The following is a 24,354-nucleotide window of genomic DNA, read 5'->3' as shown; positions in this document are numbered from 1 at the left end:
GAAGTAGGTCTTGAAGATGAAACGTAGAGGAATTTTATTTTGCTGCTTGTTTATTTTGGCGCTGGTCGTCGTCTATCTGCAGCCAGTATTTTTTCAGCGGGTTTCTCCTTCAAGACCTCTTTTTGATAATCCTGTAAAAGCGCCTACCAATTTGAATTATGAACCAATCAAAGCAGATGGCTTAGCAAAAGCGATCGGTGAACCTCTTTCTGATTTTGAAGAAGATTTTGGCTCGCCGATACGCACGTATCGCACAGGATATGACTTTGAAGTTCGCGTATACAATCACCTAGATGATCAACAATATCTCGAAATCAACACCGACGGCGAAAGTGTTCAGGCAATCAAAGTGATTGGCCAAGGCGGCGCATCCTTAGCCCCATTTTCGATTGGGATGACAATGACAGATCTTACAGAGCTTACGATGATCTATCCGAATTTTACATTGAGTCAAAATGATCGTTCAGTGAGTTTTGAACTTATGGAACAAGATATGAACTATCGTCCCTTAGTGGCGTTTGACAATGGCACTTTCGCGGTTTTGTTTTTTGATCAAAAGACATCGGAATTAGCAGCAGTCACTTATCTGGATCAAACGACATTATTGAAGCTGTCTCCTTATCAATTAACAGAAGGGGAGCTGCCGCTGTTTCAAGAGTCTCAAACAGTGAACCAAGAAACAGCTGCTCTTGAAAAAGAAACGTTAGCTTTTGTGATCATCCAAAAAATGCGTGATCAAAAAGAGCTGGAAAGTTTTGGGATGGCTTTAGATACTCATAGTGAAGCCAAAGATCTCCTTCAAGAAATCACGGAGAATCTTTCGGATCACTTAACATCTCAACGGATTCATGCCTATCAAAAAGCATTGACAGCAGAACGAACCAGCACCTTCACTCTGACCCAAGAAGAATGGCAGGATATTTTAAAGGAAAAGGAAATTTCAACCGTTTCTTCCATCTTTGAAGCACCTGTCTACGATCCGACATTTACGATTTTATCATGGTATAGTGATCCTTCGGTTTACAATGTTTTATCGAATCAAACCCCTGAGAAGATAGGAATTGCTTTTTCTAAAGCAAATATGGTAGTCTTAATCCAAGAAGATGAGAATGAACACACAGAGGATAGCACATCAGATGATTTATAATGACCATTTATATGCAATTGAAGACCAAATTGAACAATTAATTTCCAGTATCAAGAATAGTCAGTTGTTTCGCTCTTATTGTTACAACAAGAAGGCGATGTACCAAGACCAAGAAGTATTGGGATTAATTGATTCATTTGTACATAAAAAGACCGATTTTGAAAAAATCGCTGCTTATGGCACGTTTGCTCCCGGGTATAAAGAACAGCAGCGGGCATTACGCAAAGCCAAAAGGGCACTTGATTTGAATCCTCAAGTCGGAGAATTTCGACACAGTGAAAACCAGCTGCAAGTCTTGCTTGATGAGATCACAGTGTCGATTGCTGATTGTTTCTCAGAGGAAGTCAAAGTGGACGCTGGAAGTCCTTTTTTTCAATCAAAATCAACATGTGGAGGAAGTTGTCATGCAAGAGGAGACGAAAGAAACGTTTGAGATCCAAAAACGACGGGGACTGATCGTATGGGTCTATAGTTTACGCCAATTAAAAAATTTACGCAGATTCGGATTTGTCCATTATGTGTCACGCAAAATGAAATATGTGGTCATGTACTTGAATGAAGAAGACTATGAAATGAAAAAAAATAAAATCGAACAATTTCATTTCGTACGGCAAGTGGAACCTTCATATCGACCAGATGTTGAGATGAATTTTGCGGAAAAAATCGGCACTGACGCAGCATATCAAGTGAGTGATGATGGATTTGATGTGGAAGAAAAAAATACGACGATTCGATTGGCAGAAAATGTATAACAAAAGTTTGGGTGCCAATCGCACCCATTTTTGTTGCTCAAAAAGATGACGGTCACTGGAATACTTTTTTAAGAAATTATGGAACCTTTGGAGGAACGCATATGCGTGTTGTTGCAGGAGATTATCGAGGAAGAAAATTGAAGAGCTTAAGCGGGGATAATACCCGACCAACCACCGATAAAGTGAAAGAATCGATTTTTAATATGATTGGTCCTTATTTAGATGGCGGCTTGGTATTGGATTTATTTGCGGGCAGTGGCGGATTAGCTATTGAAGCTGTTTCTCGCGGCGCCGCACATGCCATCTGTGTCGATCGCAGTTATCCAGCGATTAAGATTATTCGAGAAAATATTGGCATCACAAAGGAGCCCGAAAAGTTTACTGTTTTAAAAATGGATGCCAAACAAGCCCTAAAAGAATTTGTGGGCACTCAACAGCAGTTCGACTATATTTTTTTGGATCCTCCTTATGCGAAGCAAGAGCTGGTTTTGCAGCTGGAACAAATGGTACAAGCGGATCTTATGGCAACTCATGCGGTCATTGTTTGCGAAACAGCAAAAGAAGTGGATTTGCCAGAGAGGATCGGCACATTGGTCCAAAGTAGACGGCAGGTTTATGGGATTACGGCAGTCACGATTTATAGAAATGAGGGATAAGATGAAGAGAATAGCATTATTTCCGGGCAGTTTCGACCCATTGACTGCTGGTCACGTAGATCTGATCGAACGGGGAGCTTCCCTTTTTGATGAATTGATCATTGGTGTCTTTGTGAATACTAGTAAAGTCAACTTCTTTACCGGTGGCGAAAAAGTGGAATTGATCACTGAGGCACTAGCGCATGTCCCGAATGTTCGCGTTGTTGCGCAAGAGACGGAATTGACCGTTACGGCTGCCAAAAAAATGGGTGCCCAATTTTTACTGCGAGGAATTCGGAGTGTCAAGGATTATGAGTACGAACGAGATATCATGGAAATGAATCACCACTTAGATCCGACGCTCGAAACAGTCTTTTTATTGGCAAATGCCAAATACAGTTATATTAGTTCAAGTTTGCTAAAAGAAATCTTGCATTTCGGTGGCGATGTGGAAGCCTATTTACCACCAAATATTTACCAAGCAATCGTAAAGAAGCGTGATGCTCATGAATCTTAAATCAACCGTTAAATATACCTTATTACTTGTTGCAGCATTAGTAGTTGCCGCCTGTGCCTTTTTACCAATCCCTTATTATATTGAACAGCCTGGGGCAACGATCAATTTGAAAGAACTAATTACAGTCAATGACCAAAAAGATCAAAACGATGGCTCGTTTTCATTGACCAGTGTCGGTATTCGGCAGGCAACCGTTTTTACGGCAATTGGCAGTAAATTTAATCAATTTCAAGACTTGGTTTCTGAAGAAGAACTTTTTGGCGGTGCAACGGATGAAGAGTACAATCGGATCCAACGTTACTACATGGAATCCTCTCAAAATAGTGCCATTGAGCAAGCACTGAAGCTAGCAGATATTCCCTACACAATGAACTATAAAGGTGTTTATGTTATGGGTGTAGAGTCCAACTCTAGCTTCAAAGGAAAAATTTCTGTTGGTGATACAGTAGTAGCTGTCAATGGAAAACGGTTTGACAACAGTCAAGATTTTATTGATTATGTTCAAAGTCAAAAAGTCGGTGATAAGATCCAAGTGACGTATCTCCAAGATGATGTAGAAAAAGAAGCAACCGGATCGCTGATTGAATTGCCATCGAATAAAAAAGCCGGCATCGGCATTTCGTTAGTTGACCATACGGAAATAAGTTCAGATCAAGATATTGTTATTGATGCAGGAAATATCGGTGGGCCATCAGCAGGCTTGATGTTCACATTAGAAATCTACGAACAATTGACGCAGCAAAACCTGCGTAAAGGGCATAATATTGCCGGTACTGGAACGATTTCCAGTGACGGAACCGTTGGCCGCATTGGTGGTATCGATAAAAAAGTAGCAAGCGCAAGTGAAAGTGGTGTAGAAATCTTTTTTGCACCAGAGGATGAAATCACGAAGGAAGAAAAAGAAGTTGATCCTTCGATCAAAACAAATTATCAAGAAGCTTTAGCAGCTGCGAAGAAACTAGGGACTGACATGAAGATCGTACCAGTCTCAAATGTGCAAGACGCACTAGATTATCTCAAAACGCTTAAATAAAAAATTTTACTTAACGAAATAGAAGCAAGAATCCATCAGGAAGCAAGAACCATCAGATAGAAAAACAATTTATCAAGTCAAGATTGTATCCTAACGATCCAATTGTAACGACGGAACAAGTTTTCTAGCATGGAAGAGATCTTGCTTCTTTTTGTCTGGATTTTTTTAATGAAGGTAGGCTGGATGTCATCGGTATGCTATACTTTTAATCAAGGAGTGTGAAGACTGTGGAAATCAAACGACAACAACCAATCGTCGAAGCTTATCATTTCGATATGAAGCCTAAAGACAAAGAAATGGAAACCAAATTGAATGTTGGCTTTGCCCCGTTGAAGGTACAAGATGAAGAGTATATGAAACAAAATAGTATTATTGGCGCCCGCTTGGAATTTCAACTCGTTTTTCCTGAATATGTGCTGTCCGGTCGGGTAGGGCAGGTCAATCACATCTTGAACCGGCAAGTCCGTTCAGGTGAAGACTTAAGCAAAGCGGAGACAGACCGCTTAGTGGAGCCGCTGTTTGATATTATCAAACGCTTAACCTATGAAGTAACAGAAATCATTACCGACAAACCAGGTCTGCAATTGAATTTCAATACGTCAAATGAAGCCTCAGAAACATCAGAATCATCAACAACAGAGGAGTGAGAGATATGTTTGCGAATCAAATGCAGATCATATTATATGTAGAGGACGTGCCCAAATCCGTTGCGTTTTGGCAATCATTGGGATTTGAAATCATTGAAGAGCAAACGGCAGATGGGACTTCTATCGTTGAAATAGCACCAAGCAGCGAATCAGATGCTCGTTTTGTGCTTTATGATAAAGGCTTTATTGAAGCCCATTCTCCTGAAGTAGCATTGAACTCACCATCGATCATGTTTTTTTCGGAAGATATCACAACGCTTTACAAGAAATTACTAGATACAAATGTAGAAGTTGGCGACCTGATCCAGATGGAAGAACGAATGGTCTTTAATTTTGCAGATCCAGATGGTAATTACTTTGCTGTTTCTGGAAAATAAAAAAAGAGAATTCCCAGTACTTAACTGGAGAATTCTCTTTTTTTGATTCAATCAATTAACAATCAAAATTCAAACTATTTCTTACCATGTGCAGCGATAGCCCCTGTATCAAAAGCTTCTCGCATGTCTTTTTTAAAATGGATCCATTGTTGATGCAGCCAATTCATCTTCTCGCTCCTTTAGTTGGTTTTATTATAAGGAAAGGGCTAACAGTTGTAAAGTTTCGCTGGCTTTTTTATAATAATTTAAAGAAGGGGATGAACCCAAATGAAAAAACTCATTTACGTCATTAGTGATATCCACGGGATGTATGATCTTTTTAAAAAACTTTTATTGGATTACGATCCATCACTGCATCAGCTTGTTCTGATTGGGGACTTGAATGATCGAGGGCCACGAAGTAAAGAGTGTCTCTTGTTGGGTAAACAATTGGTGGAAGAGACAGGAGCGATTTATTTGCGCGGGAACCATGAAGAATATTTTCTGCAATTTTTGAACGCACCAGAAGACTGGTATTCCGCTTATGTCCGCAATGGAGGCAAGGAGACGATGGAAAGTCTTTTACATCCGGGAGCAACAGAAGAGTACTCGCCAACTGAGATTGCATTAATGATCCGGAGTCGCTACCGTGACTTAGTGGCGTTTTTGATGGCAAGGCCGCTTTCTTATGAATGGCAAAAATATCTTTTTGTTCATGCTGGTGTTGATTTGACCAAGAAGCATTGGCAGGATACTTCTGACCACGATTTTATCTGGATCCGAGAGCCATTTCATACTGGAGAAAATCATACGGGAAAAACAATCGTCTTTGGACATACCATCACACCCATGCTTCATGGTGATATGGAAACAACGGATTTATGGTTTCATGATAATAAGATTGGCATTGATGGAGGGGCTGTTTTTGGTGGTTCCGTTCACGGCGTGATTTTTGATGAAGACGGCATTGTACAAGATATTGAATATCAAAATTTAACCGGCCCTTGGCATCCAGACTTTTAAAAAACTTTTCTAATCATAGAGGAATCTATGTGTCATTATGACTATTGGGTCTAAAGGTCCTTGGAAAAAGATAGGGTATACAAACTATTTCCAAACAGATTAGTTAAGATGGATCCGCATAGTAAAAAGGAAACATCCATGCTTGGTAATAACTAAGGCTTTCGAGGACGTTGAAGAAAGATTTTGAATGTAGATGACACTTCCTGCTGATGATTCAGCGGAAGTGTTTTTTGCTGGTTTATACCTTGAGCTTTAATTTCGCACCTCATGTTCTGTATGTTCTGTTTTTAGCCTGTTACTTACGTCTCTTTTCTGAGGTGTCTTTTTTATGTTAAACTTTTTATGTTAAACTTAGAGCAGTTAAATTGAAAGGTGAACGAATATGGCAGAATTAAATCATGATGTGTTGCACTTACTAATGCAGGAAACCACATCTTACAATCAACGACAAATCACGAAAGTACTGGAACTGCTCCATGAAGGAAACACCGTTCCGTTTATCGCTCGCTACCGCAAAGAAATGACTAGCGGTTTAGATGAGGTACAAATTCGTGAAATTGAAGAGCGCTATCAATATCTGGAGAATTTGGAAAAACGCAAGCAAGAAGTTGCTCGGTTGATCGACGAACAAGGAAAATTGACTAGTGAATTGGCGCAATCGATTCAGCAAGCAACAAAAATGCAGCAGGTCGAAGATCTTTATCGTCCTTACAAACAAAAACGGCGTACGAAAGCAACTATTGCAAAAGAAAATGGCTTGCAGCCGTTAGCTGACTGGATAGCGGCATTTCCAACAACAGGAGATGTCTATGCAAAAGCGGCAGAATTTACCAATGAAGCCATCCCTGACCCTGAATCTGCGTTACAAGGTGCCCACGAGATCATTGCTGAAACCATTGGAGATGAGCCGATCTATCGTTCTTGGATCAGAAGTTATTTTGCAAATAAGGGAAGTTACACGAGTACACTTCGCGATGCTGAAAAGGATGAGAAAGGTGTTTATGAAATGTATTACGATTTTCAGCACCCCATCAATAAAATGGTTTCTCATCGTATTTTGGCAACGAATCGCGGTGAAAAAGAAGATGTTTTAAAGGTTGCCTTAGTCGTCGATGAGTCAAAAATCACTGATTATTTTGAACGGCAACTCATTAAGCACGCCAATTCACCAGCAACTCCATTTGTTCGTGAGGCTTATCTTGATGCTTATAAACGATTCATTGCACCATCGATTGAGCGGGAAATCCGCAATGAATTAACAGAGAAAGCAGATGAACAAGCAATTGCCATCTTCGGTGAAAACTTGCGAAATCTTTTGCTGCAGCCACCTTTAAAAGGAAAAATCGTCTTAGGGTTTGACCCGGCTTACCGAACAGGTTGTAAATTAGCTGTGATTGATGAAACTGGGAAAGTATTAGCCATCGAAGTTATTTACCCTCATAAACCGGCACCGATGAATAAACGCCAAGCAGCTGGTCCAGCACTGCAACGTTTGATCAATCGATACGGTGTCCAAATGATCGCTATTGGGAATGGGACGGCAAGTCGTGAATCAGAACAATTCGTTGCCGAACAATTGAAACAAATCGATCATGAAGTATTTTATGTGATTGTGAATGAAGCGGGTGCATCCGTGTATTCCGCCAGCCCAATCGCCCGTCAAGAATTTCCGGATCTGCAAGTGGAAGAACGCAGCGCCATTAGTATCGGGCGCCGACTCCAAGATCCTTTAGCTGAACTGGTCAAAATCGATCCTCAATCTGTAGGGGTTGGTCAATACCAGCACGATGTTTCACAAAAACGATTGAGTGACCAACTTGATTTTGTGGTCGAAACTGCCGTCAACCAAGTAGGGGTCGATGTCAATACTGCTAGTCCTCAACTGCTGCAGCATGTCTCAGGATTGAATAAAACGACTGCACAAAATATTGTTGCTTACAGAGAAGAAAACGGTAGCTTCACGCAAAGAAGCCAATTAAAAAAGGTGCCTCGTTTAGGACCTAAAGCTTATGAACAAGCGATTGGATTTTTGCGGATCCCTGGTGGGAAGAATATTTTAGACAACACTGGAATCCATCCGGAAAGTTATACTGCAGCCAAAGAAATTTTAGAAGTTGCTGGAGTTAAACTAACTCAACTAGGAGCCCAATCAGCAGAAGCCAAAGAACGACTCGCACAGTTAAATGTTGCTGATCTTTCTAAACAACTAGCGATCGGAAAAGAAACGATCACAGATATCTTGAAATCACTGATGCAACCTGGAAGAGATATGCGAGATGAGATGCCGGCACCATTATTGCGTAAAGATGTCCTGAGCATGGAAGACCTTAAACCAGGAATGGAATTGATGGGAACTGTCCGGAATGTGATTGACTTTGGTGCGTTTGTTGATATTGGTGTCAAACAAGATGGTTTGGTTCATTTATCAAAATTAAGCCGAAATTTTGTCAAGCATCCGAAAGACGTTGTCGCTGTCGGAGATATCGTTACTGTCTGGATTGAACAAGTCGATACCACGAAAGGCCGAATCAGCCTGACAATGGTTGATCCAACACACGGAAAATGACCACCAAAGAATTGCAGCAGCTCGTTGAAAAAGTTTCTCTAGAATCGTTTGGCAAACCATTTCAACATGAGGCGTATTTCAATGGGCGGCTAAAGACCACCGGTGGACGTTATCACTTAAGCGATCATCATTTAGATTTCAATCCGCATTTATTAGCTGAATTTGGTGTAGATACATTCATTCAAATCATCAAGCATGAGTTGTGTCACTATCATCTGCATTTAGCTGGCAAAGGCTACCGACACCGAGATCCAGAATTCAAAGCTCTTTTGGCAGCTACTGGTGGACTTCGTTATGCTCAAAGGATGATGAAAAATGCGAAGTATCAGTACCAGTGTCAACAATGTGGAGCTGTGATCAAGCGAACGAGAAGGCTGAACACTAAACGTTATGGCTGTGGAAAGTGTCGCGGACGCTTGAAAGAAATAGCGATTTGAGCAAAAAGTCAAGCCCAAAAACAAAACTCGTTGCTATTTTTTTCATTTTGTATGATAATGTAGGACGTGCAACAAATCTAAATGTTAATAAACATGCGTTTATTGTAATGTGAACTTGAGAAAAGAGGATTTTAAAAAATGGAAAATCAAGACAAAGTATATCATTTTGTTGGAATCAAAGGTTCCGGCATGAGTTCATTGGCTTTGGTTCTGCATGAAAAGGGCTATCATGTACAAGGTTCAGATGTGGAAGAGTACTTCTTTACACAGCGTGATCTGGAAAAAGCCGGAATCACATTACTGCCTTTCGATAAAGAGAATATTCAGCCAGAAATGGTGATTATCCAAGGAAATGCCTTTCCGGATACCCACGAAGAAATCCTTCGTGCGAAGGAATTAGGGTTAGAAATTACGCGTTACCATGATTTTATTGGTAAATTCATTCAACCTTACACAAGTATTGCAGTCACTGGTTCTCATGGTAAAACCAGTACGACAGGTCTATTGTCCCATGTGTTGAGCGGTGTTCGTCCAACTAGTTTTCTGATTGGCGATGGAACAGGTCATGGAGACCCTAACGCAGAGTTCTTCTCATTTGAAGCCTGTGAATATCGTCGTCACTTTTTAGCGTATTCTCCAGATTATGCGATCATGACGAATATCGATTTTGATCACCCTGATTATTATCAATCGATCGACGATGTTTTCTCAGCTTTTCAATCGATGGCCAAGCAAGTCAAAAAAGGAATCTTTGCGTTTGGTGACGATGCCTATTTAAGAAAATTAGAAGCAGATGTACCGATCTATTATTATGGTGTGAATGATGATGATGATGTACAAGCAAAAAACATTCAGCGTACAACGACAGGTTCTGAGTTCGATGTCTATATCCATAACGAAAACATCGGTCATTTCGTGTTACCGGCATTTGGCCAACATAATATCAACAACGCTTTAGGGGTCATTGCAGTAGCCTATAAAGAAGGGCTGGATATGACAGAAGTTGCGGAAGAAATGTTGTCATTTCCTGGTGTTAAACGTCGTTTCAGTGAGAAGAAAGTCGCTGATATGACAATCGTTGATGATTATGCTCATCATCCGGCAGAAATCAGAGCAACAATTGACGGCGCACGCCAAAAATACCCTGAAAAAGAAATTATCGCTGTTTTCCAACCCCATACCTTTACCCGAACGATTGCATTGATGGACGAATTCGCAGAGGCATTGGATCTAGCCGATAGCGTTTATCTATGCGATATCTTTGGCTCGGCTCGGGAATCTCGCGGCGATGTGAAAATTGAAGATCTTGGGAACAAGATTCAAAAGGGTGGACAAGTGATCAAAGAAGAGAATGTGTCACCATTATTGGATCATCAAGATGCTGTGATCATTTTCATGGGTGCCGGGGACGTACAAAAGTTTGAATCAGCCTATGAAAAGTTGTTGAGTAATACGACTCGAAACGTGTTATAAAAAATACGGAGCGATGACCAAATCAAATCACCCGAGCAGATCAACGAAACAAATGGTATCTCATTTGCACTGGCTGTCAACAGAACTATGATACAAAATCAACCAGTGAGACTTACTATTTAGCCTTCGTTGCTATTGCTCGCATCGATTTGACAAAAGTCAGCGCCCCGTTTTTGCTTTTTTGGGACATCGCACCACGAACTTGCACTTTTATCTGCATCTGATAAAATGAAATCAGAGTAAAATTATTTATTTTGGAGGAAATAAATTTGAACATTGGTAAACCGCGAAAATTAGGTAAGAAAATTGATGAAATCGAGGAAGGCGATTCGTTATCTTTAACAGAATCGATCGAAGACAGTCAGCTTTTGTTGTATCTCGGTTTGACAAATGATGCCAATCCGCTTTATATTCAGCATGACTATACCCAAAAAACAGAATACCAACGGCCAATCGTGCCTTCGGTAATGTTGATGGGGATTATTACAAGTGCGATTTCTAAACATTTGCCAGGACCAGGTTCTCATGTGGTGAATTTTTCGGTGAACTTTATTGAACCTGTTTTTCATTATGAGACGTTGACCTTCGATTTCGAAGTGATCAAAGTCGATAAGATGAAAGACGTAGTGACGATCTCTGTTGAAGCTGTCAATACGCAAGAAGATCGTGTGTTGGATGCAGTAGTGATGGTCCAACCTCCAAAAATCGTAGAGGAAGGTGAAGAAAATGAACAATGAAGTAGTTAATGCCCAAGGGCTCAATCGTTTTTATTCCAAAGTCTATCTATTTTTTGCTGTAGGACTAGGAATTAGCGCAGTGTCTGCCTACTTTTTCGGACAAGTATTTGCAGAACAAACAATGAATTTTATCCGTAATTTTCCACTAGGCTTTACAGGGTTATGGATCCTTCAAATTATTTTGGTCTTGGTATTAGGCGCAAAAGCGCAAAAGAATCCTTCGCTGACCATAGCAGGATATCTGGTTTACTCCCTTTTAAATGGGGTGACGCTGTCAGTTACATTAATGTATTATGACTTCGGATCGATCGCAGGTGCATTTGTTTCCGCAGCGATCACTTTCGGCGTAATGTCAGCATTTGGTATCATGACAAAACGTGATTTAAGTGTTGTGGGACGAATCGGCTACGGCATATTGATCGGGATCATCATTTCGACATTGCTGAATGTGTTTATTTTGCATAGTGGTCCAGTTGACTTTTTCTTGTCGATCGTGACAGTATTTGTCTTTATGGGAATCACTGCCTATGACAACCAACAGATCCGTAATCTATACCAAGCAACGAATGGCCAAGCAAATACTGGAATGGCTGTCTTCATGGCATTACAGTTGTATCTTGACTTTATCAACTTGTTCTTAGCGATTTTGCGAATCTTTGGTAAAAACAACTAATGAGGAAATGCGAGGAAACTCGCATTTTTTTTTGCAATTGGCTTAATCGAACAAAGGCAATCCATCGCTTTTCATGGATTTCTTTGATAGAATAAGAGAGAACTTTTGAGGTGAGGAGTTATTCAAATGACAAAAAATAAATTATTGCTAGTTGACGGAAATAGTGTCGCATTTCGGGCTTTTTTTGCACTGCACAATTCATTGGAACGTTTTAAAAACAACAATGGTTTGCATACCAATGCGATTTACGCTTTTCACACCATGTTTGAAAATGTAATGGCAAAAGAACAGCCAACTCATGTCCTGGTGGCTTTCGACGCGGGCAAAACAACTTTTCGGACTGCGATGTATGAGGAATATAAAGGCGGCCGTTCAAAAACGCCTGGAGAATTCAAGGAACAAATGCCCTATATTCGCGAATTGATCACCGCTTTAGGTGTTCAGTATTATGAACTGGACAATTATGAAGCGGATGATATTATCGGCACATTGGCACAAAAAGTTGACAAAGAGCAATTTGATGTTGTGGTATTATCTGGAGATCGCGATTTGACCCAATTGGCTACCGACCATGTGAAGGTTGATATCACAGTAAAGGGTGTCAGCGAGATCGAAAGTTATACGCCAGATCACGTTGCAGAAAAATATGATGGTTTAGCGCCATTACAGATCATTGATATGAAAGGATTAGCTGGAGATGCCTCTGACAATATTCCCGGTGTCACAAAAATCGGTGAAAAGACGGCCATCAAACTTTTGAAAGAATATGGTTCAGTTGAAGGAATCTACGAGCATATCGATGAGATGAAGCCAAGCAAGATGAAAGAAAACTTGCTCAATGATAAAGAGACAGCCTTTTTGTCAAAAAAATTGGCAACGATCGATGTGGATGCGCCAGTGGATGTGGCCATTGATTCATTGAAGTACGAAGGAAAAGATCTGGATAAATTGATTCCATTCTATCAAGAAATGAACTTCAATTCTTTCTTGGAAAAATTAAATGTGGTGACTGAACCGGAAGAAATGGAAGATATTCTTTTTGACGTTGTAACAGAGGTCACTCCGGAAATGTTTACTGAGGATATGGCTCTTTATATCGAGATGCTGGGCGATAACTATCATTTAGAAGATATCGTTGGTGTCGCTTGGGGGAATCAGCAAAAAATTTATGTGACCAATCAAGATGATCTCTTTGAAAATGAGTATTTTATTGCTTGGCTAAAAAATGCCTCTTCACAGAAGAAAGTCTATGATGCAAAACGAACGTATGTGGCGCTGAATCGTTATGCGGCTGCACCACAAGGGATTGTTTTTGATACATTATTAGCTGCTTACTTGCTAGATACCAATGATTCAAATAATGATATTGCTGGTGTTGCTAAGCATTATGGATTTGATGCGATTCAATCGGACGAAGCTATCTATGGCAAAGGTGTGAAACGAGGACTACCGGCAGATGAAGAAGTCTTTTTCGCTCATTTAGCTCGAAAAGTTGCGGCGATCAACTACCTTTCTGTCCGTTTGGCGAAAGAGCTAGCAGAGAAAAATCAGACTGCACTCTTTACTGATATGGAATTGCCATTATCAAAAATTTTAGCAGAGATGGAAATCACTGGGATTCGCGTGGACGCTTCTCGTTTGCATCAGATGAAGGGCGAATTTGCAGAACGTTTGCATGAAATCGAACAAAAGATTTATCAAGAAGCTGGCGAAGAGTTCAATTTAAATTCGCCAAAACAATTAGGCGTGATTTTATTTGAAAAAATGGGGCTGCCAGTGATCAAGAAAACTAAGACTGGCTATTCAACGGCAGTGGATGTTTTGGAACAGTTGAAGGAACAGGCACCGATCGTCGAAGACATTTTGATCTATCGTCAAATTGCCAAAATCCAATCCACCTATGTGGAAGGACTGCTTAAAGTGATTCAAGGAGATGGCAAAGTCCATACCCGTTACGTGCAGACTTTAACACAAACTGGACGTTTGAGTTCCGTTGATCCAAATCTGCAGAATATCCCAATCCGATTAGAAGAAGGGCGGAAAATTCGAGAAGCCTTTGTTCCAAGAGCCAAAGATTGGGTCATTTATTCTTCGGATTATTCTCAGATCGAGCTGCGGGTTTTAGCCCATATCTCGAATGATGAGCATTTAAAAGCGGCCTTTGTAGAAGGACAAGATATTCATTCAAGTACCGCTATGCGAGTCTTTGGGATCTCCACTCCAGAAGAAGTTACACCAAACATGCGACGTCAAGCAAAAGCGGTCAACTTTGGGATCGTTTATGGTATCTCTGATTATGGTCTCTCCCAAAATCTTGGGATCACTCGCAAAGCGGCGCAGCAATATATTGATACCTACTTTGAAAAATATCCAGGGGTCAAAACTTATATGGAAGAAGTTGTCCGTGAAGCGAAAGACAAAGGCTATGTGGAAACATTGTATCATCGTCGCCGCTATTTACCAGATATCAATTCCCGCAATTTTAATTTGCGGACATTCGCGGAACGTACAGCAATCAATACACCGATCCAAGGCAGTGCTGCAGATATTTTGAAAATTGCCATGATCGATTTGGATCGTCGTCTAAAGGAAGAAAAATTACAAGCAACGATGCTTTTACAAGTCCACGATGAACTTGTCTTCGAAGTACCAGAAGATGAATTAGAACGCTTAGATGCTCTTGTCAAAGAAGTCATGGAAAATGCTGTCTCACTGCATGTGCCATTGTTGACAGATAGTAACTGGGGCAAAACGTGGTATGAAGCAAAATAAATGAGGTGAAATGTTGTGCCGGAATTACCAGAAGTGGAAACAGTTCGCAGAGGACTAGAGAAACTGATTTTAAATAAAACGATCAAAGAAATGGAGATTCGTTGGCCCCGGATCATTGAATCTCCAGAAGTACCGATTTTTGCAGCGATGCTAAAAGGACAACAATTTCAAGCTTTTGATCGTCGAGGCAAATTCTTGATTTTCAAATTGACCGATTATGATCTGATTTCCCATTTACGCATGGAAGGCAAGTATGAATTTTTTGAAAAAGAAGGGGTGCCGGACAAACACACCCATGTGATTTTTCAATTCACTGATGGCAGTGAATTGCATTATCGGGACGTGCGAAAATTTGGACGTATGACTTTAGTTGAAAAAGACCAGAGCAGTACGTATAAAGGAATCATGCAGTTGGGGCCGGAACCATTGCCGGAACTGTTTCTGTTGACAGACTTTACTCGTGACCTAAAGAAATCAAAAAAAGCCATCAAGCCGCTGCTTTTAGATCAAAAGCTTGTGACAGGTTTAGGCAATATCTATGTGGATGAGGCTTTATGGGAAGCAAAGATTCATCCCGAGCAATCGGCAGCGACACTGAATGAAGCCGAAATTAACTTGTTGCATCGGGCGATCATTGATGTCTTAGCCCGAGCAGTGGAGGCAGGAGGCACAACGATTCGGACCTATTTGAATGCGTTAGGCGAAGCGGGGCATTTCCAAGTCTCTCTACACGTTTATGGTCAAACCGGCAATCCTTGTGTCCGCTGTGGTACCCCGATCGTAAAAACAAAAGTTGCACAACGAGGGACCCACTATTGTCCATTCTGTCAGCAATTACACGCGGGGACAGAAAGATGAGCTTGGTTGTAGGTGTAACGGGCGGGATTGCTACTGGCAAGAGTACCGTTGTCAAGTGCTTTGAAGAAGCTGGTATCCCAATCATCGATGCTGATATCGTTGCTCGCGAAGTGGTGGAGCCAGGGATGCCAGGGCTTGAAAAAATCAAAACTGTTTTTGGGCCAGAGGTCATCAATCCCGATGGGACACTAGCTCGGAAAAAATTAGGAAAAATCATTTTTGCGGATGACAATAAACGGGAATTGCTGAACCGCTCATTAGGACCCTTTATCCGTAAAGAAATCCTACGACAGATTGAAGTCATGAAAGCAAAAGCTGATCTTGTGATCGTAGATATTCCTTTGTTATACGAAACTGGTTATGAATCCCTGCTAGATCAAGTAGCGGTCGTCTATCTTCCGGAATCGATCCAGTTGCAGCGACTGATGAAGCGAGACCATTTAACCAGCATCGAAGCCCAACAACGTATCAATAGTCAGATGCCAATAGAAGAGAAGCGCAAACGGGCAGATATCCTCTTTGACAATCAAGGAACCATTGAAGAAGTTAAGACGCAAGTACAAGAATGGCTTGCTAAAAGAAAGAATTAAGACAGAGACACCGGCACAAAGGAGCCCCCTTTATTTCTGAAAAGCTAACAGTTGACGCATTATTTTGTCGTTTGCTGGAAACTGAAGTTAGAAAGGATATCTGGAAAGAGGCTTTGGTTGTCGCTGTCTCTTTTTTTGTTTCATTTTTTGTTTAGTGAGTTGCTTTTTGGTAAAACTGCCAGGCGATCGGAAGTGACTTCATGGAAAAAAACAGGTTTCCCATAAAAAGCAGATAACGTTTTTTCGTTAAAAATTTGCTGGCGCTTGCCAGAAGCGTGGATTTTACCATTTTTCAGCATCATGATATGGTCAAAAATCGGTAAAATCTCTTCTGTATGGTGGGTCACATAAATCAACGTAGGTGATTCCTTGTGCGCCATCTCGCCAATTCGACTTAGCAATTCTTCTCGAGCAAAAAGATCCAATCCATTACAAGGTTCATCTAAAATCAACAATTCGGGATTTGCCATCAAAGCGCGGCTGATTAAGACTAATTGACGTTCCCCTTGAGATAACTGATGAAATGGCTGGCCAATCAGTTGACTGCCGCCAGTTGAACAAAGAATGGCAATAGCTTGGTTCAAGTCTTTCATTTGGTAGTCTTCATATATACCGATACTAGCATATTTTCCCGATAGAACGACCATTTCTGAGAGCTCCTGAGCAGGAATCTTCTCTTGCAAGGTCGCACTTATCCAACCAATTCTGCGCTGAAGGTCTGGCACAGATGTTTTTCCGTAGACTTGACCTAGGACTTGCCGTTTGCCAGAAGTCGGCCAGATCATCCCAATGATCAGTTGTAATAAAAGTGTTTTGCCAGCACCATTTAATCCTAAAAGTGCCCAATGCTGATTTTTAGCAATTTGCCAGTTGATGTCTTGCAACAAAACAGTTTGCTTGCGAACCAACTGGATGTCTTCAAAATTTAAGATGTCCATAAACTGCTCCTTGTCAAAGAGTATTCTGAAAATTTGATTCAGTATACCATATCTTTAAATGAAGCGCATACGTATCTTTTGTCAATCGAAGAAATTCTTGCTATGCTAATAAAAAAGGAGGAATCATCATGGGATCATTGAAAGACGAAAAAGATGTAATTGTTGGTTCTGCAAAAGAAAAAATTGGTGAATGGATCAATAATGAAAAAATGGAACAAGAAGGAAAAGAACAGGCAAATGAAGCAAAAGCCAAAAAAGATCACCGTCAACAACAGGTAGACGAAATTGAGGATCGGCATGATGAATTAGATGCTCAACCAGGTGATAAAACATTAGAAACACTTGGTCGGGACCGATTGCTAAACGAAAATGAAGACACAGATGCTGCAAAGATCTCTTCAACCGAACGACGGGATGCTGATCATTTGAAACATTATACAGGAATCGAAGAAAAACTCTAGACAGGATCTGGAGTTTTTTTTATGATAAACCATATTCGTCAATCAATATAAATAGATAAAAAAGAAGAAAATCCTGTTTTAAAAGGTATCAATAATTCCACTTTGACAAGAAAAGAATGCTGTCTGCGGACAATGATTGACAACCCCTGAAGGAAAAACTATAATAGCCAATGACTTTCCACAAAAAAGGGAAGTCCAGGAGGTGGTCAACAAATGCTGAATTCTGCATTGTCCTTGACTGTGATCAGAGGAATTTATCAGTAATATCTTTTGTTTTTTCATTAAAGAGAGGATCGATATCTATTATGATTACCATTGAACCCTATCAATTTCATTTCATCAAACATCAAGTCCAACAATTAGTTCGGACTTATCAGTCTGTTAATGATCGCCATACGATTCGCACAGTTGAAATGTTAACTGAAGAAGCCATTCAACCATTTTTTTCTGAGGAGGACAAAGAAGCACAGTCTCTGATTCGTCAATTTTTTGATTCATCTTTGACGATGTCAAAGAGCTTGACCATTCTTGAAGCACTAAAAAAGAATGTCCGACCTTTTCAAGTGCCTTCAGTCAAACAAACAGAGAAACTGTTTCGTAAAGTAAAAAAATTAAAAGTACCTGATTTTTCCCAAACAGACCTTCGTGATTATACGTATTTGGCTTGGGATGACATCGGCAGTCAAAGTAAATTTATGATCGTAAATACTCAAAAAGGCTACCAAGGAATCTATGGTCATTTATCTACAGAAGTAAAAAAAGGAATCTGTCCTTTATGTCAACATGAGTCTACTGTCTCCATGTTTTTATCGTTGACAAAAAGTGGTGGCGATGGAACATACACCAAACGAGGAAATTACATTTGTCGCGACAGTGAGCAATGCAACCAACAAATGGAACAACGGGAAACTCTGGATGAGTTTGTGTCACTGTTACAAATGAGATAAGGAGGAGAACGACAGAATTGATTCTGTCGTTTTTCTTTTGTGGCTAAAAAAACAACCGTCACATTATTTAAATTTGTAATATTTCTTTCGCTTGAAAGACTTTACCTATTAGATAGAAGAATTTCATGTTATAATTAAGCATATAAATCATCGCTGTCTCGCTATCATTCGAGACACGGAAGAGAGAACGGGGTGGAACTATGCAATGTCCAAAATGTCATCATAACAATTCTCGAGTGATTGATAGCCGCCAAGCCGACGATGGTCGCGTGATTCGCCGCCGCCGCGAATGTGAAAACTGTGGTTATCGATTTACCACATTTGAACGAATTGAAGAAGCACCATTATTAGTTATTAAGAAAAATGGCGCTCGTGAAGAATTTAATCGTGAAAAGATATTAAGAGGGTTGATACGCTCTGCTGAAAAAAGACCCGTTACAATGGAACAAATGGAAAAAATTGTTGATCATGTGGAGAATCGTGTGCGAGCACTAGGTGAAAATGAAGTTTCGACAACGATGATTGGCGAATATGTCATGGAAGATCTAGTCGACTTAGATGAGATTGCTTACATTCGGTTTGCTAGTGTCTACCGCCAATTCAAAGATATGTCAGTCTTCTTAAAAGAATTGCAGGATATCGTTGAAAAGGCAAAAGAACCAAGTGATCCGCAAGAAACAGCAGACAATCAAGAGGAATAGGAGGTCCCTGAATGGTGGGCAACATATTACCAAATCAATTGTATCGTGTCTTCAAAAGTCGTCCACTAACAACTGAAGGGAAGGATGCGCTGATTCATCTTTATCAGCCAATCATCGAAAGTGATGCCTTAGCACTCTATCTGACACTGACTGCGGATCAGCAGGATCCGCAAGAAAGTGAGTTTATTCATCTAGATATTTTGAATGCGATGAATGTAGGGTTACAGCGTTTTATTCAAGCACGAAATAAGTTAGAAGGAATCGGCTTACTCAAAACGTTTGAAAAAGAAGATGACGAGTTGGGAATCACATTTTTGTATCACCTGCAAGAGCCAGTTCATGCGAGCGATTTCTTTCAAGATGAACTCTATAGTTTCTTATTGCTTAACCATGTTGGAGAGCGAAAGTTTCGACAACTTGTTTCGTTGTTCCAACCAGCAAAATGGCAAGCAGAAGGCTATCAAGAAGTTACGGCTTCTTTTATGGATGCTTATCGCTTGGATACACAACAATTTGCAGCCAATGAAGAGGAATTACAGGAAGTCAATGGCAAATTCCAAGACACTCAAAGCAGACTGGTGTTAGATGAACAACAACTAGATTGGGATTTTCTTCTTTATGAAGCTCAACGTCGCTACATCCGTGCAGACAATTTCGATAAAGATTTTCGGCAAAAACTACTCCTATATCATTCATTATACGGCTATGATGTGATGGAGCTGTTGGATCTGATGACAGATTCGGTTTCTTTAACTACTGGGAAAATCGATCAGAAGGCATTAGAACAATTGATTTTACAAAAAGCACGGACGCGTTTTACCAAAACTGAAAATAAAGTGGATCCCACTTCAGATGAAGAGATCCGACGATTTAATACATTAAAACAAAATGGGTATAGTGATAACGATCTAGCATTGATCCGCGAAAGTGAGAATAATGCGCCGATGGCATTCTTGAAAGCAATCAAAGCTGAAAAAAAGAGCTTTGTCACAGACTCCGAACAATGGCTGCTAAAAAGCTTAGTGGAACGCTCGCCATTATCCAATAGTGTGATCAATGTTCTTATTCATTATGTGTTAGTGGTACAGAACAATGCGGCTTTGCCAGCAAGTTATGTCAATAACATTGCGGCACAATGGTCTGAATTGCAAGTAAAAACCGCGGAAGAAGCGATCAAGCATGTACGGGACTTAGTTAAAGAAGCAAAAGAAAAACGCACACGGCCGCAAAGCCCGTCTAAAAAGATCATTCGTGAAGAAAAACTGCCAAGCTGGGCCGAAAAACCAGTTGAAGAAACGACATTATCCCCAGAACGTCAGGCAGAGATCGACAAAAAACTGCAAGCCTACTTGCAAAAGAAAGCAGGTGACAATTAATGGAAGATGTTGGGAAGAATCTATCAAAAATTTTAGACAAACGAAACTATCGCGATCGTTTCTCAGAAATGATGGGGGACGTATTGAAAGATCCGGATGTCAAAGAATTCATTTCAGAACATCGGGAGGAACTGACAGATGCAGATATCCAAAAAAGTTATGCGAAACTCTATGAATTTGTTCAAGAAAAACGAAAGTTTCGTTTGAATGACCCTACGATGATTGCACCTGGATATGAGCCACGACTAGCGTTGAACTTTCATTTTATCGATGTCACTTATGTGCCCACGCAAGAGCTTTTAGCGCATCAACGACAAGAAGAGATCCGTAGTCGCATCAAAGCAATGGATATGCCGAAAGATATTCAAGAGGCCAATTTTGCTCAGTATGAAAGTACTCCCGGCCGGGGCGAAGCTTTGATGGCTGCAGTCGAGTTTATTGAAAACCTAAAAAACGATCCAAGGGCTTTTCACAAAGGATTATATCTGGTGGGTAGTTTTGGGATCGGCAAAACTTATTTACTAGGGGCAATTGCCCGGGACCTTGCGGAAGCAGGTTATACGACGACCCTTGTTCACTTCCCGACATTTGCTGTCGAAATGAAACAAGCAATCGGCAAAGACTTGGTTGGCGACAAACTCAATGCAGTTAAAAAAGCCCCCATCCTAATGATGGATGATATTGGTGCAGATGCCATGAGCAGCTGGATCCGTGATGAAGTCTTTGGTGTCATTCTGCAATATCGGATGCAAGAACAACTGCCAACGTTTTTTTCCTCCAACTTTTCCATGCAAGAGTTAGAGAAGCATCTATCCGTTACTCAACGTGGAGAATCAGAGCCATTGAAAGCCAAGCGGATCATGGAACGAATTCGTTACTTGACAAAAGAGATCCAAATGACTGGCAAAAATCGCCGGAATTCGGAAATATAGAAGAGAGGAGAACTTCTTATGAAGAAATTGACGATTTTAGGTTTGGCTTTGACAACCTTATTATTAGCTTCCTGCGGTTCGCCGTCAGATAATGATTCGATGAGTGAAACAACTAAAAACGATGAAAGCACAACAAATAGCACTGTCGAAAGCGAGGCAACGACTATTTTTACAGGAGTTCTTCAAGAAAATGCAACAGCTGGCGACAACGAAACGATACAGATTTTTCTAAATGATATCGAAGCAGTCGACGATCAAGAAACGATTGTTCCTAACTTTCAAACAGACGGCGTGATCCTACACGCACCGCAAGAATCATTTGAAGGTCAAGTTTCTGAGTTGACCAAAGGAACAACGGTCCAAGTCACATTGTCAGGCTTGCCAGTAATGACTATGTCAATCCCACCTCAAGTTCCAGGAAATTCAATCAAAACAGTTGAAATCGTGCAATAACCCCACGCGTTGTCCCAACGGACAACGCGTTTTGCTGCGAATCACTGCGATTGGCTTGCGAAGCAAGACAGAGCAGATGATGAGCAGTACTAGACGACCGAAGGGAGAGTAGTAACCTTCGTATGAATCACTGCGATTGGCTTGCGAAGCAAGACAGAGCAGATGATGAGCAGTACTAGACGACCGAAGGGAGAGTAGTAACCTTCGTATGAATCACTGCGATTGGCTTGCGAAGCAAGACAGAGCAGATGATGAGCAGTACTAGACGACCGAAGGGAGAGTAGTAACCTTCGTATGAATCACTGCGATTGATACTCAACTGGGTGACGGGAGCGCAGTAACCTTCATATGGATCACAACGATTGGTTTGAAAAGCAAGATATGCAAGTTTTCTTTACGAAAAGTGCAAAAGCAACTCTAGGCGAAGTAAAGCCGTAAATAAAAGGAGTAAAAACTCTCCCTTTAAAATGCAATAAAGAATGATATACTATTTCTGAAGGAGTGACGTTATGAACGAACAATCATTATCTCTGCGATTGACTCGTGTTGGCGAACAGATTCCGGATCAAGCCCGCTTGGCAGATATTGGATCAGATCATGCCTATTTACCCGTGGCATTGATGCTACAAAATAAAATTCAGTATGCAGTAGCAGGTGAAGTTGTAAAAGGACCATTCGAATCTGCTTCACGGCAAGTCAAAAAAAATGGCTTGAGCGACAAAATCACTGTTCGCTTAGCAGATGGGTTAGCTGCAATCCACCCTGATGATCATATTGATACGGTGGTTATTGCTGGTATGGGTGGCACTTTGATTCGAACAATTTTAGAAAATGGAAAATCTCAGCAGAAAATTACTGGGAAGGAGCGCCTTGTCTTGCAACCCAATGTGGGGGAGCGGACTTTGCGAGAATGGCTTCAGGAGAATAATTACATGATTTTACACGAAGAACTGATTGAAGAAAACCATAAAAACTACGAAATCATCGTAGCTGAAGAAGGCAGTAAAATCTATACACCACAAGAATTATTTTTTGGCCCGTGTTTATTGAAAGAAAAAAATCTCGTTTTTTATAAAAAATGGGCCCATGAATTGCAGCAGCGAGAAATCGTTTTGCAAGAACTAGAGAAAGCGGCAATTCCTCCTCAAGATAAAATAAGTGAGTTAAACGAACAGATTGATTGGATCAAGGAGGTGCTGGAATAATGTTAGCTAGAACGTTTATTGAACGTTTCGAAAGATATTGTCCGCAATGGTTAGCAGAAGATGGTGATCCAGTGGGATTGCATATCGGAACGTTGGACAACGAGATCCAACGGGTAATGATGACATTAGATGTTCGTCCAGAAGTCGTTGCAGAAGCAATTGAAAAACAAGTAGACTTCATTGTTGCCAAACATCCACCGATTTTTCGTTCCATACGTCGTTTGAGAGCCGATGATCCGCAACAAAAAATGTATATGGATCTGATCAAACATAATATTTCGGTCTATGCTGCGCATACGAATATGGATATTATTCATGATGGGTTGAATGACTGGTTTTGTGAAATGCTTGGAATAGAAGAAACCACGTATCTCGTTCCCACCCATACAATCAAAATGAAAAAATTGGCTGTTTTTGTTCCAATTGAGCAAGGCGCATTAATGAGGAAAGCTTTAGGAAAAGCTGGAGCTGGACAGCAAGGAAATTATCAAAACACCAGCTACTCACTGATTGGTACCGGCCGTTTTACTCCTCAAGAGGATGCGCATCCTGCGATTGGTGAAATTGGGGAAGAAGAGTCGGTACAAGAAGCAAAAATCGAAGTGATTTTCCCAGAAACCATCACCGAAAAGGTGTTGCAAGCGATGGTTGAGGCGCATCCCTATGAAGAACCCGCCTATGACCTTTATTCCTTGGATAACTTGTCTCAGCATTATGGGATCGGGCGAGTAGGTCAATTAAAAGCACCTGTTTTGTTGGAAGATTTCATCGATGAAATCAAAAGTGTTTTTCAGTTAGAGGGGTTGCGTTTGATCGAACCAAAAGCAAAGCGGCAAAACGTTCAACGGATTGCTATATGCGGCGGCAGTGGCGAACAGTTTTATCAAGAAGCCGTGAATGCCAAAGCAGATGTATATATTACTGGAGACATCAGTTATCACACCGCTCATGATATACAAGCAAACAGCTTGACGGCAATCGATCCAGGTCATAACATTGAACGGGAATGTATCCCTCGTTTTATCAAAAAATTCAATGAATGGAAAGCGGAAGAAGGTTGGCAGGTAGACTTTATTCCTTCAGAGACTTCCACAAATCCATTCCAATATAAATAGGAGTGATCAA

At 40.7% G+C, this 24,354-nt stretch carries 26 protein-coding genes; 25 read left to right on the top strand and 1 reads right to left on the bottom strand.

Annotated features, from left to right (window positions below; genetic code table 11):
- Positions 1-16: 16 nt before the first annotated feature.
- From EGX73_RS13685 to coaE, 17 genes are all read left to right on the top strand, one after another.
- Complete coding sequence (locus tag EGX73_RS13685) at positions 17-1,147, top strand: CAP-associated domain-containing protein (protein WP_003126457.1); 1,131 nt, start codon at positions 17-19, stop codon at positions 1,145-1,147.
- Positions 1,137-1,580, top strand: a complete 444-nt coding sequence (locus tag EGX73_RS13680) for a YlbF family regulator (RefSeq protein WP_003126467.1) — start codon at positions 1,137-1,139, stop codon at positions 1,578-1,580. Before EGX73_RS13685 ends, EGX73_RS13680 begins: the two co-directional genes overlap by 11 nt.
- Entirely contained in the window at positions 1,552-1,899 is a 348-nt protein-coding gene (locus EGX73_RS13675) for a YlbG family protein (protein ID WP_003126468.1), read from the top strand. Before EGX73_RS13680 ends, EGX73_RS13675 begins: the two co-directional genes overlap by 29 nt.
- A 101-nt stretch (positions 1,900-2,000) precedes the next feature.
- Entirely contained in the window at positions 2,001-2,555 is a 555-nt protein-coding gene (rsmD, locus tag EGX73_RS13670) for a 16S rRNA (guanine(966)-N(2))-methyltransferase RsmD (protein WP_003126470.1), read from the top strand.
- A 1-nt stretch (position 2,556) separates the two neighbouring features.
- A complete protein-coding gene (gene coaD / locus EGX73_RS13665) occupies positions 2,557-3,051 on the top strand; it encodes a pantetheine-phosphate adenylyltransferase (protein ID WP_003126473.1) in 495 nt (164 codons plus the stop codon).
- Positions 3,041-4,084 (top strand): SepM family pheromone-processing serine protease, encoded by a 1,044-nt coding sequence (locus EGX73_RS13660; RefSeq protein WP_021149767.1) that lies wholly within the window; start codon positions 3,041-3,043, stop codon positions 4,082-4,084. The genes coaD and EGX73_RS13660 overlap by 11 nt, the downstream gene beginning before the upstream one ends.
- A gap of 227 nt (positions 4,085-4,311) precedes the next feature.
- Entirely contained in the window at positions 4,312-4,731 is a 420-nt protein-coding gene (locus EGX73_RS13655; RefSeq protein ID WP_005471385.1) for a DUF1149 family protein, read from the top strand.
- 5 nt (positions 4,732-4,736) lie between these two features.
- Positions 4,737-5,108 (top strand): VOC family protein, encoded by a 372-nt coding sequence (locus tag EGX73_RS13650; protein WP_029486777.1) that lies wholly within the window; start codon positions 4,737-4,739, stop codon positions 5,106-5,108.
- 267 nt (positions 5,109-5,375) lie between these two features.
- The gene (locus tag EGX73_RS13645; protein ID WP_003126481.1) at positions 5,376-6,110 is read left to right on the top strand and encodes a metallophosphoesterase family protein; all 735 of its coding nucleotides are present in this window, start codon (positions 5,376-5,378) and stop codon (positions 6,108-6,110) included.
- Positions 6,111-6,492: 382 nt separating this feature from the next.
- Positions 6,493-8,676 (top strand): Tex family protein, encoded by a 2,184-nt coding sequence (locus EGX73_RS13640; RefSeq protein ID WP_029486779.1) that lies wholly within the window; start codon positions 6,493-6,495, stop codon positions 8,674-8,676.
- Positions 8,673-9,113 carry a SprT family protein gene (locus EGX73_RS13635; protein WP_123867007.1) on the top strand — a complete coding sequence of 147 codons (441 nt, stop codon included), beginning with the start codon at positions 8,673-8,675 and terminating at the stop codon, positions 9,111-9,113. Before EGX73_RS13640 ends, EGX73_RS13635 begins: the two co-directional genes overlap by 4 nt.
- A gap of 138 nt (positions 9,114-9,251) precedes the next feature.
- Positions 9,252-10,586 carry a UDP-N-acetylmuramate--L-alanine ligase gene (gene murC, locus EGX73_RS13630; RefSeq protein WP_003126484.1) on the top strand — a complete coding sequence of 445 codons (1,335 nt, stop codon included), beginning with the start codon at positions 9,252-9,254 and terminating at the stop codon, positions 10,584-10,586.
- Between the two features lie 269 nt (positions 10,587-10,855).
- A complete protein-coding gene (locus EGX73_RS13625; protein WP_003126486.1) occupies positions 10,856-11,323 on the top strand; it encodes a MaoC/PaaZ C-terminal domain-containing protein in 468 nt (155 codons plus the stop codon).
- Positions 11,304-11,996 (top strand): Bax inhibitor-1/YccA family protein, encoded by a 693-nt coding sequence (locus EGX73_RS13620; protein ID WP_003126488.1) that lies wholly within the window; start codon positions 11,304-11,306, stop codon positions 11,994-11,996. The genes EGX73_RS13625 and EGX73_RS13620 overlap by 20 nt, the downstream gene beginning before the upstream one ends.
- A 126-nt stretch (positions 11,997-12,122) precedes the next feature.
- The gene (polA, locus tag EGX73_RS13615; protein WP_005471398.1) at positions 12,123-14,768 is read left to right on the top strand and encodes a DNA polymerase I; all 2,646 of its coding nucleotides are present in this window, start codon (positions 12,123-12,125) and stop codon (positions 14,766-14,768) included.
- A 15-nt stretch (positions 14,769-14,783) separates the two neighbouring features.
- On the top strand, positions 14,784-15,626 hold the full coding sequence (mutM, locus tag EGX73_RS13610) for a DNA-formamidopyrimidine glycosylase (protein WP_003126490.1): 843 nt from the start codon (positions 14,784-14,786) through the stop codon (positions 15,624-15,626).
- Positions 15,623-16,216: a dephospho-CoA kinase gene (coaE, locus tag EGX73_RS13605; RefSeq protein ID WP_029486781.1), complete on the top strand. Its 594-nt coding sequence runs from the start codon at positions 15,623-15,625 to the stop codon at positions 16,214-16,216. Before mutM ends, coaE begins: the two co-directional genes overlap by 4 nt.
- 140 nt (positions 16,217-16,356) lie before the next feature.
- Here the strand turns inward: coaE and EGX73_RS13600 are convergent, their stop codons facing one another.
- Complete coding sequence (locus tag EGX73_RS13600; RefSeq protein WP_003126492.1) at positions 16,357-17,154, bottom strand: ABC transporter ATP-binding protein; 798 nt, start codon at positions 17,152-17,154, stop codon at positions 16,357-16,359.
- Between the two features lie 128 nt (positions 17,155-17,282).
- Between EGX73_RS13600 and EGX73_RS13595 the strand changes: the two genes are divergently transcribed.
- The 8 genes from EGX73_RS13595 (at position 17,283) to EGX73_RS13560 (ending at position 24,344) form a co-directional block, all read left to right on the top strand.
- Positions 17,283-17,615, top strand: coding sequence for a CsbD family protein (locus EGX73_RS13595; protein WP_003126493.1), 333 nt, complete (start codon positions 17,283-17,285; stop codon positions 17,613-17,615).
- Between the two features lie 305 nt (positions 17,616-17,920).
- Positions 17,921-18,562: an elongation factor G-binding protein gene (locus EGX73_RS13590; protein ID WP_003126494.1), complete on the top strand. Its 642-nt coding sequence runs from the start codon at positions 17,921-17,923 to the stop codon at positions 18,560-18,562.
- A 200-nt stretch (positions 18,563-18,762) separates the two neighbouring features.
- Positions 18,763-19,263, top strand: a complete 501-nt coding sequence (nrdR, locus tag EGX73_RS13585; RefSeq protein WP_003126495.1) for a transcriptional regulator NrdR — start codon at positions 18,763-18,765, stop codon at positions 19,261-19,263.
- Between the two features lie 14 nt (positions 19,264-19,277).
- Positions 19,278-20,639: a replication initiation and membrane attachment family protein gene (locus EGX73_RS13580; protein ID WP_029486784.1), complete on the top strand. Its 1,362-nt coding sequence runs from the start codon at positions 19,278-19,280 to the stop codon at positions 20,637-20,639.
- The gene (dnaI, locus tag EGX73_RS13575; RefSeq protein ID WP_003126498.1) at positions 20,639-21,571 is read left to right on the top strand and encodes a primosomal protein DnaI; all 933 of its coding nucleotides are present in this window, start codon (positions 20,639-20,641) and stop codon (positions 21,569-21,571) included. The genes EGX73_RS13580 and dnaI overlap by 1 nt, the downstream gene beginning before the upstream one ends.
- A gap of 18 nt (positions 21,572-21,589) precedes the next feature.
- Entirely contained in the window at positions 21,590-22,024 is a 435-nt protein-coding gene (locus EGX73_RS13570) for a hypothetical protein (protein ID WP_003126500.1), read from the top strand.
- Between the two features lie 509 nt (positions 22,025-22,533).
- The gene (locus tag EGX73_RS13565; RefSeq protein ID WP_081132033.1) at positions 22,534-23,229 is read left to right on the top strand and encodes a tRNA (adenine(22)-N(1))-methyltransferase TrmK; all 696 of its coding nucleotides are present in this window, start codon (positions 22,534-22,536) and stop codon (positions 23,227-23,229) included.
- On the top strand, positions 23,229-24,344 hold the full coding sequence (locus EGX73_RS13560) for a Nif3-like dinuclear metal center hexameric protein (protein WP_003126502.1): 1,116 nt from the start codon (positions 23,229-23,231) through the stop codon (positions 24,342-24,344). The genes EGX73_RS13565 and EGX73_RS13560 overlap by 1 nt, the downstream gene beginning before the upstream one ends.
- Positions 24,345-24,354 lie beyond the last annotated feature (10 nt).

This window comes from Enterococcus sp. FDAARGOS_553, assembly GCF_003812305.1.
Taxonomy (GTDB): Bacteria; Bacillota; Bacilli; order Lactobacillales; family Enterococcaceae; genus Enterococcus_D; species Enterococcus_D gallinarum.
Note: the sequence above shows the minus strand (reverse complement) of the source record. Positions and strands in the feature narration are given on the sequence as shown.

Excerpts from the sequence above, each read along its gene's own strand:
- EGX73_RS13635 (WP_123867007.1), top strand. The coding sequence starts at position 8,673 with ATGACCACCAAAGAATTGCAGCAGCTCGTTGAAAAAGTTTCTCTAGAA.
- EGX73_RS13570 (WP_003126500.1), top strand. The coding sequence starts at position 21,590 with ATGAAGAAATTGACGATTTTAGGTTTGGCTTTGACAACCTTATTATTA.
- EGX73_RS13560 (WP_003126502.1), top strand. The coding sequence starts at position 23,229 with ATGTTAGCTAGAACGTTTATTGAACGTTTCGAAAGATATTGTCCGCAA.
- polA (WP_005471398.1), top strand. The coding sequence starts at position 12,123 with ATGACAAAAAATAAATTATTGCTAGTTGACGGAAATAGTGTCGCATTT.
- EGX73_RS13685 (WP_003126457.1), top strand. The coding sequence starts at position 17 with ATGAAACGTAGAGGAATTTTATTTTGCTGCTTGTTTATTTTGGCGCTG.
- EGX73_RS13595 (WP_003126493.1), top strand. The coding sequence starts at position 17,283 with ATGGGATCATTGAAAGACGAAAAAGATGTAATTGTTGGTTCTGCAAAA.
- EGX73_RS13675 (WP_003126468.1), top strand. The coding sequence starts at position 1,552 with ATGCAAGAGGAGACGAAAGAAACGTTTGAGATCCAAAAACGACGGGGA.
- EGX73_RS13600 (WP_003126492.1), bottom strand. The coding sequence starts at position 17,154 with ATGGACATCTTAAATTTTGAAGACATCCAGTTGGTTCGCAAGCAAACT.
- coaE (WP_029486781.1), top strand. The coding sequence starts at position 15,623 with ATGAGCTTGGTTGTAGGTGTAACGGGCGGGATTGCTACTGGCAAGAGT.
- EGX73_RS13640 (WP_029486779.1), top strand. The coding sequence starts at position 6,493 with ATGGCAGAATTAAATCATGATGTGTTGCACTTACTAATGCAGGAAACC.
- rsmD (WP_003126470.1), top strand. The coding sequence starts at position 2,001 with ATGCGTGTTGTTGCAGGAGATTATCGAGGAAGAAAATTGAAGAGCTTA.
- dnaI (WP_003126498.1), top strand. The coding sequence starts at position 20,639 with ATGGAAGATGTTGGGAAGAATCTATCAAAAATTTTAGACAAACGAAAC.
- EGX73_RS13590 (WP_003126494.1), top strand. The coding sequence starts at position 17,921 with ATGATTACCATTGAACCCTATCAATTTCATTTCATCAAACATCAAGTC.
- murC (WP_003126484.1), top strand. The coding sequence starts at position 9,252 with ATGGAAAATCAAGACAAAGTATATCATTTTGTTGGAATCAAAGGTTCC.
- EGX73_RS13645 (WP_003126481.1), top strand. The coding sequence starts at position 5,376 with ATGAAAAAACTCATTTACGTCATTAGTGATATCCACGGGATGTATGAT.
- EGX73_RS13680 (WP_003126467.1), top strand. The coding sequence starts at position 1,137 with ATGATTTATAATGACCATTTATATGCAATTGAAGACCAAATTGAACAA.
- EGX73_RS13650 (WP_029486777.1), top strand. The coding sequence starts at position 4,737 with ATGTTTGCGAATCAAATGCAGATCATATTATATGTAGAGGACGTGCCC.
- nrdR (WP_003126495.1), top strand. The coding sequence starts at position 18,763 with ATGCAATGTCCAAAATGTCATCATAACAATTCTCGAGTGATTGATAGC.
- coaD (WP_003126473.1), top strand. The coding sequence starts at position 2,557 with ATGAAGAGAATAGCATTATTTCCGGGCAGTTTCGACCCATTGACTGCT.
- EGX73_RS13660 (WP_021149767.1), top strand. The coding sequence starts at position 3,041 with ATGAATCTTAAATCAACCGTTAAATATACCTTATTACTTGTTGCAGCA.
- EGX73_RS13565 (WP_081132033.1), top strand. The coding sequence starts at position 22,534 with ATGAACGAACAATCATTATCTCTGCGATTGACTCGTGTTGGCGAACAG.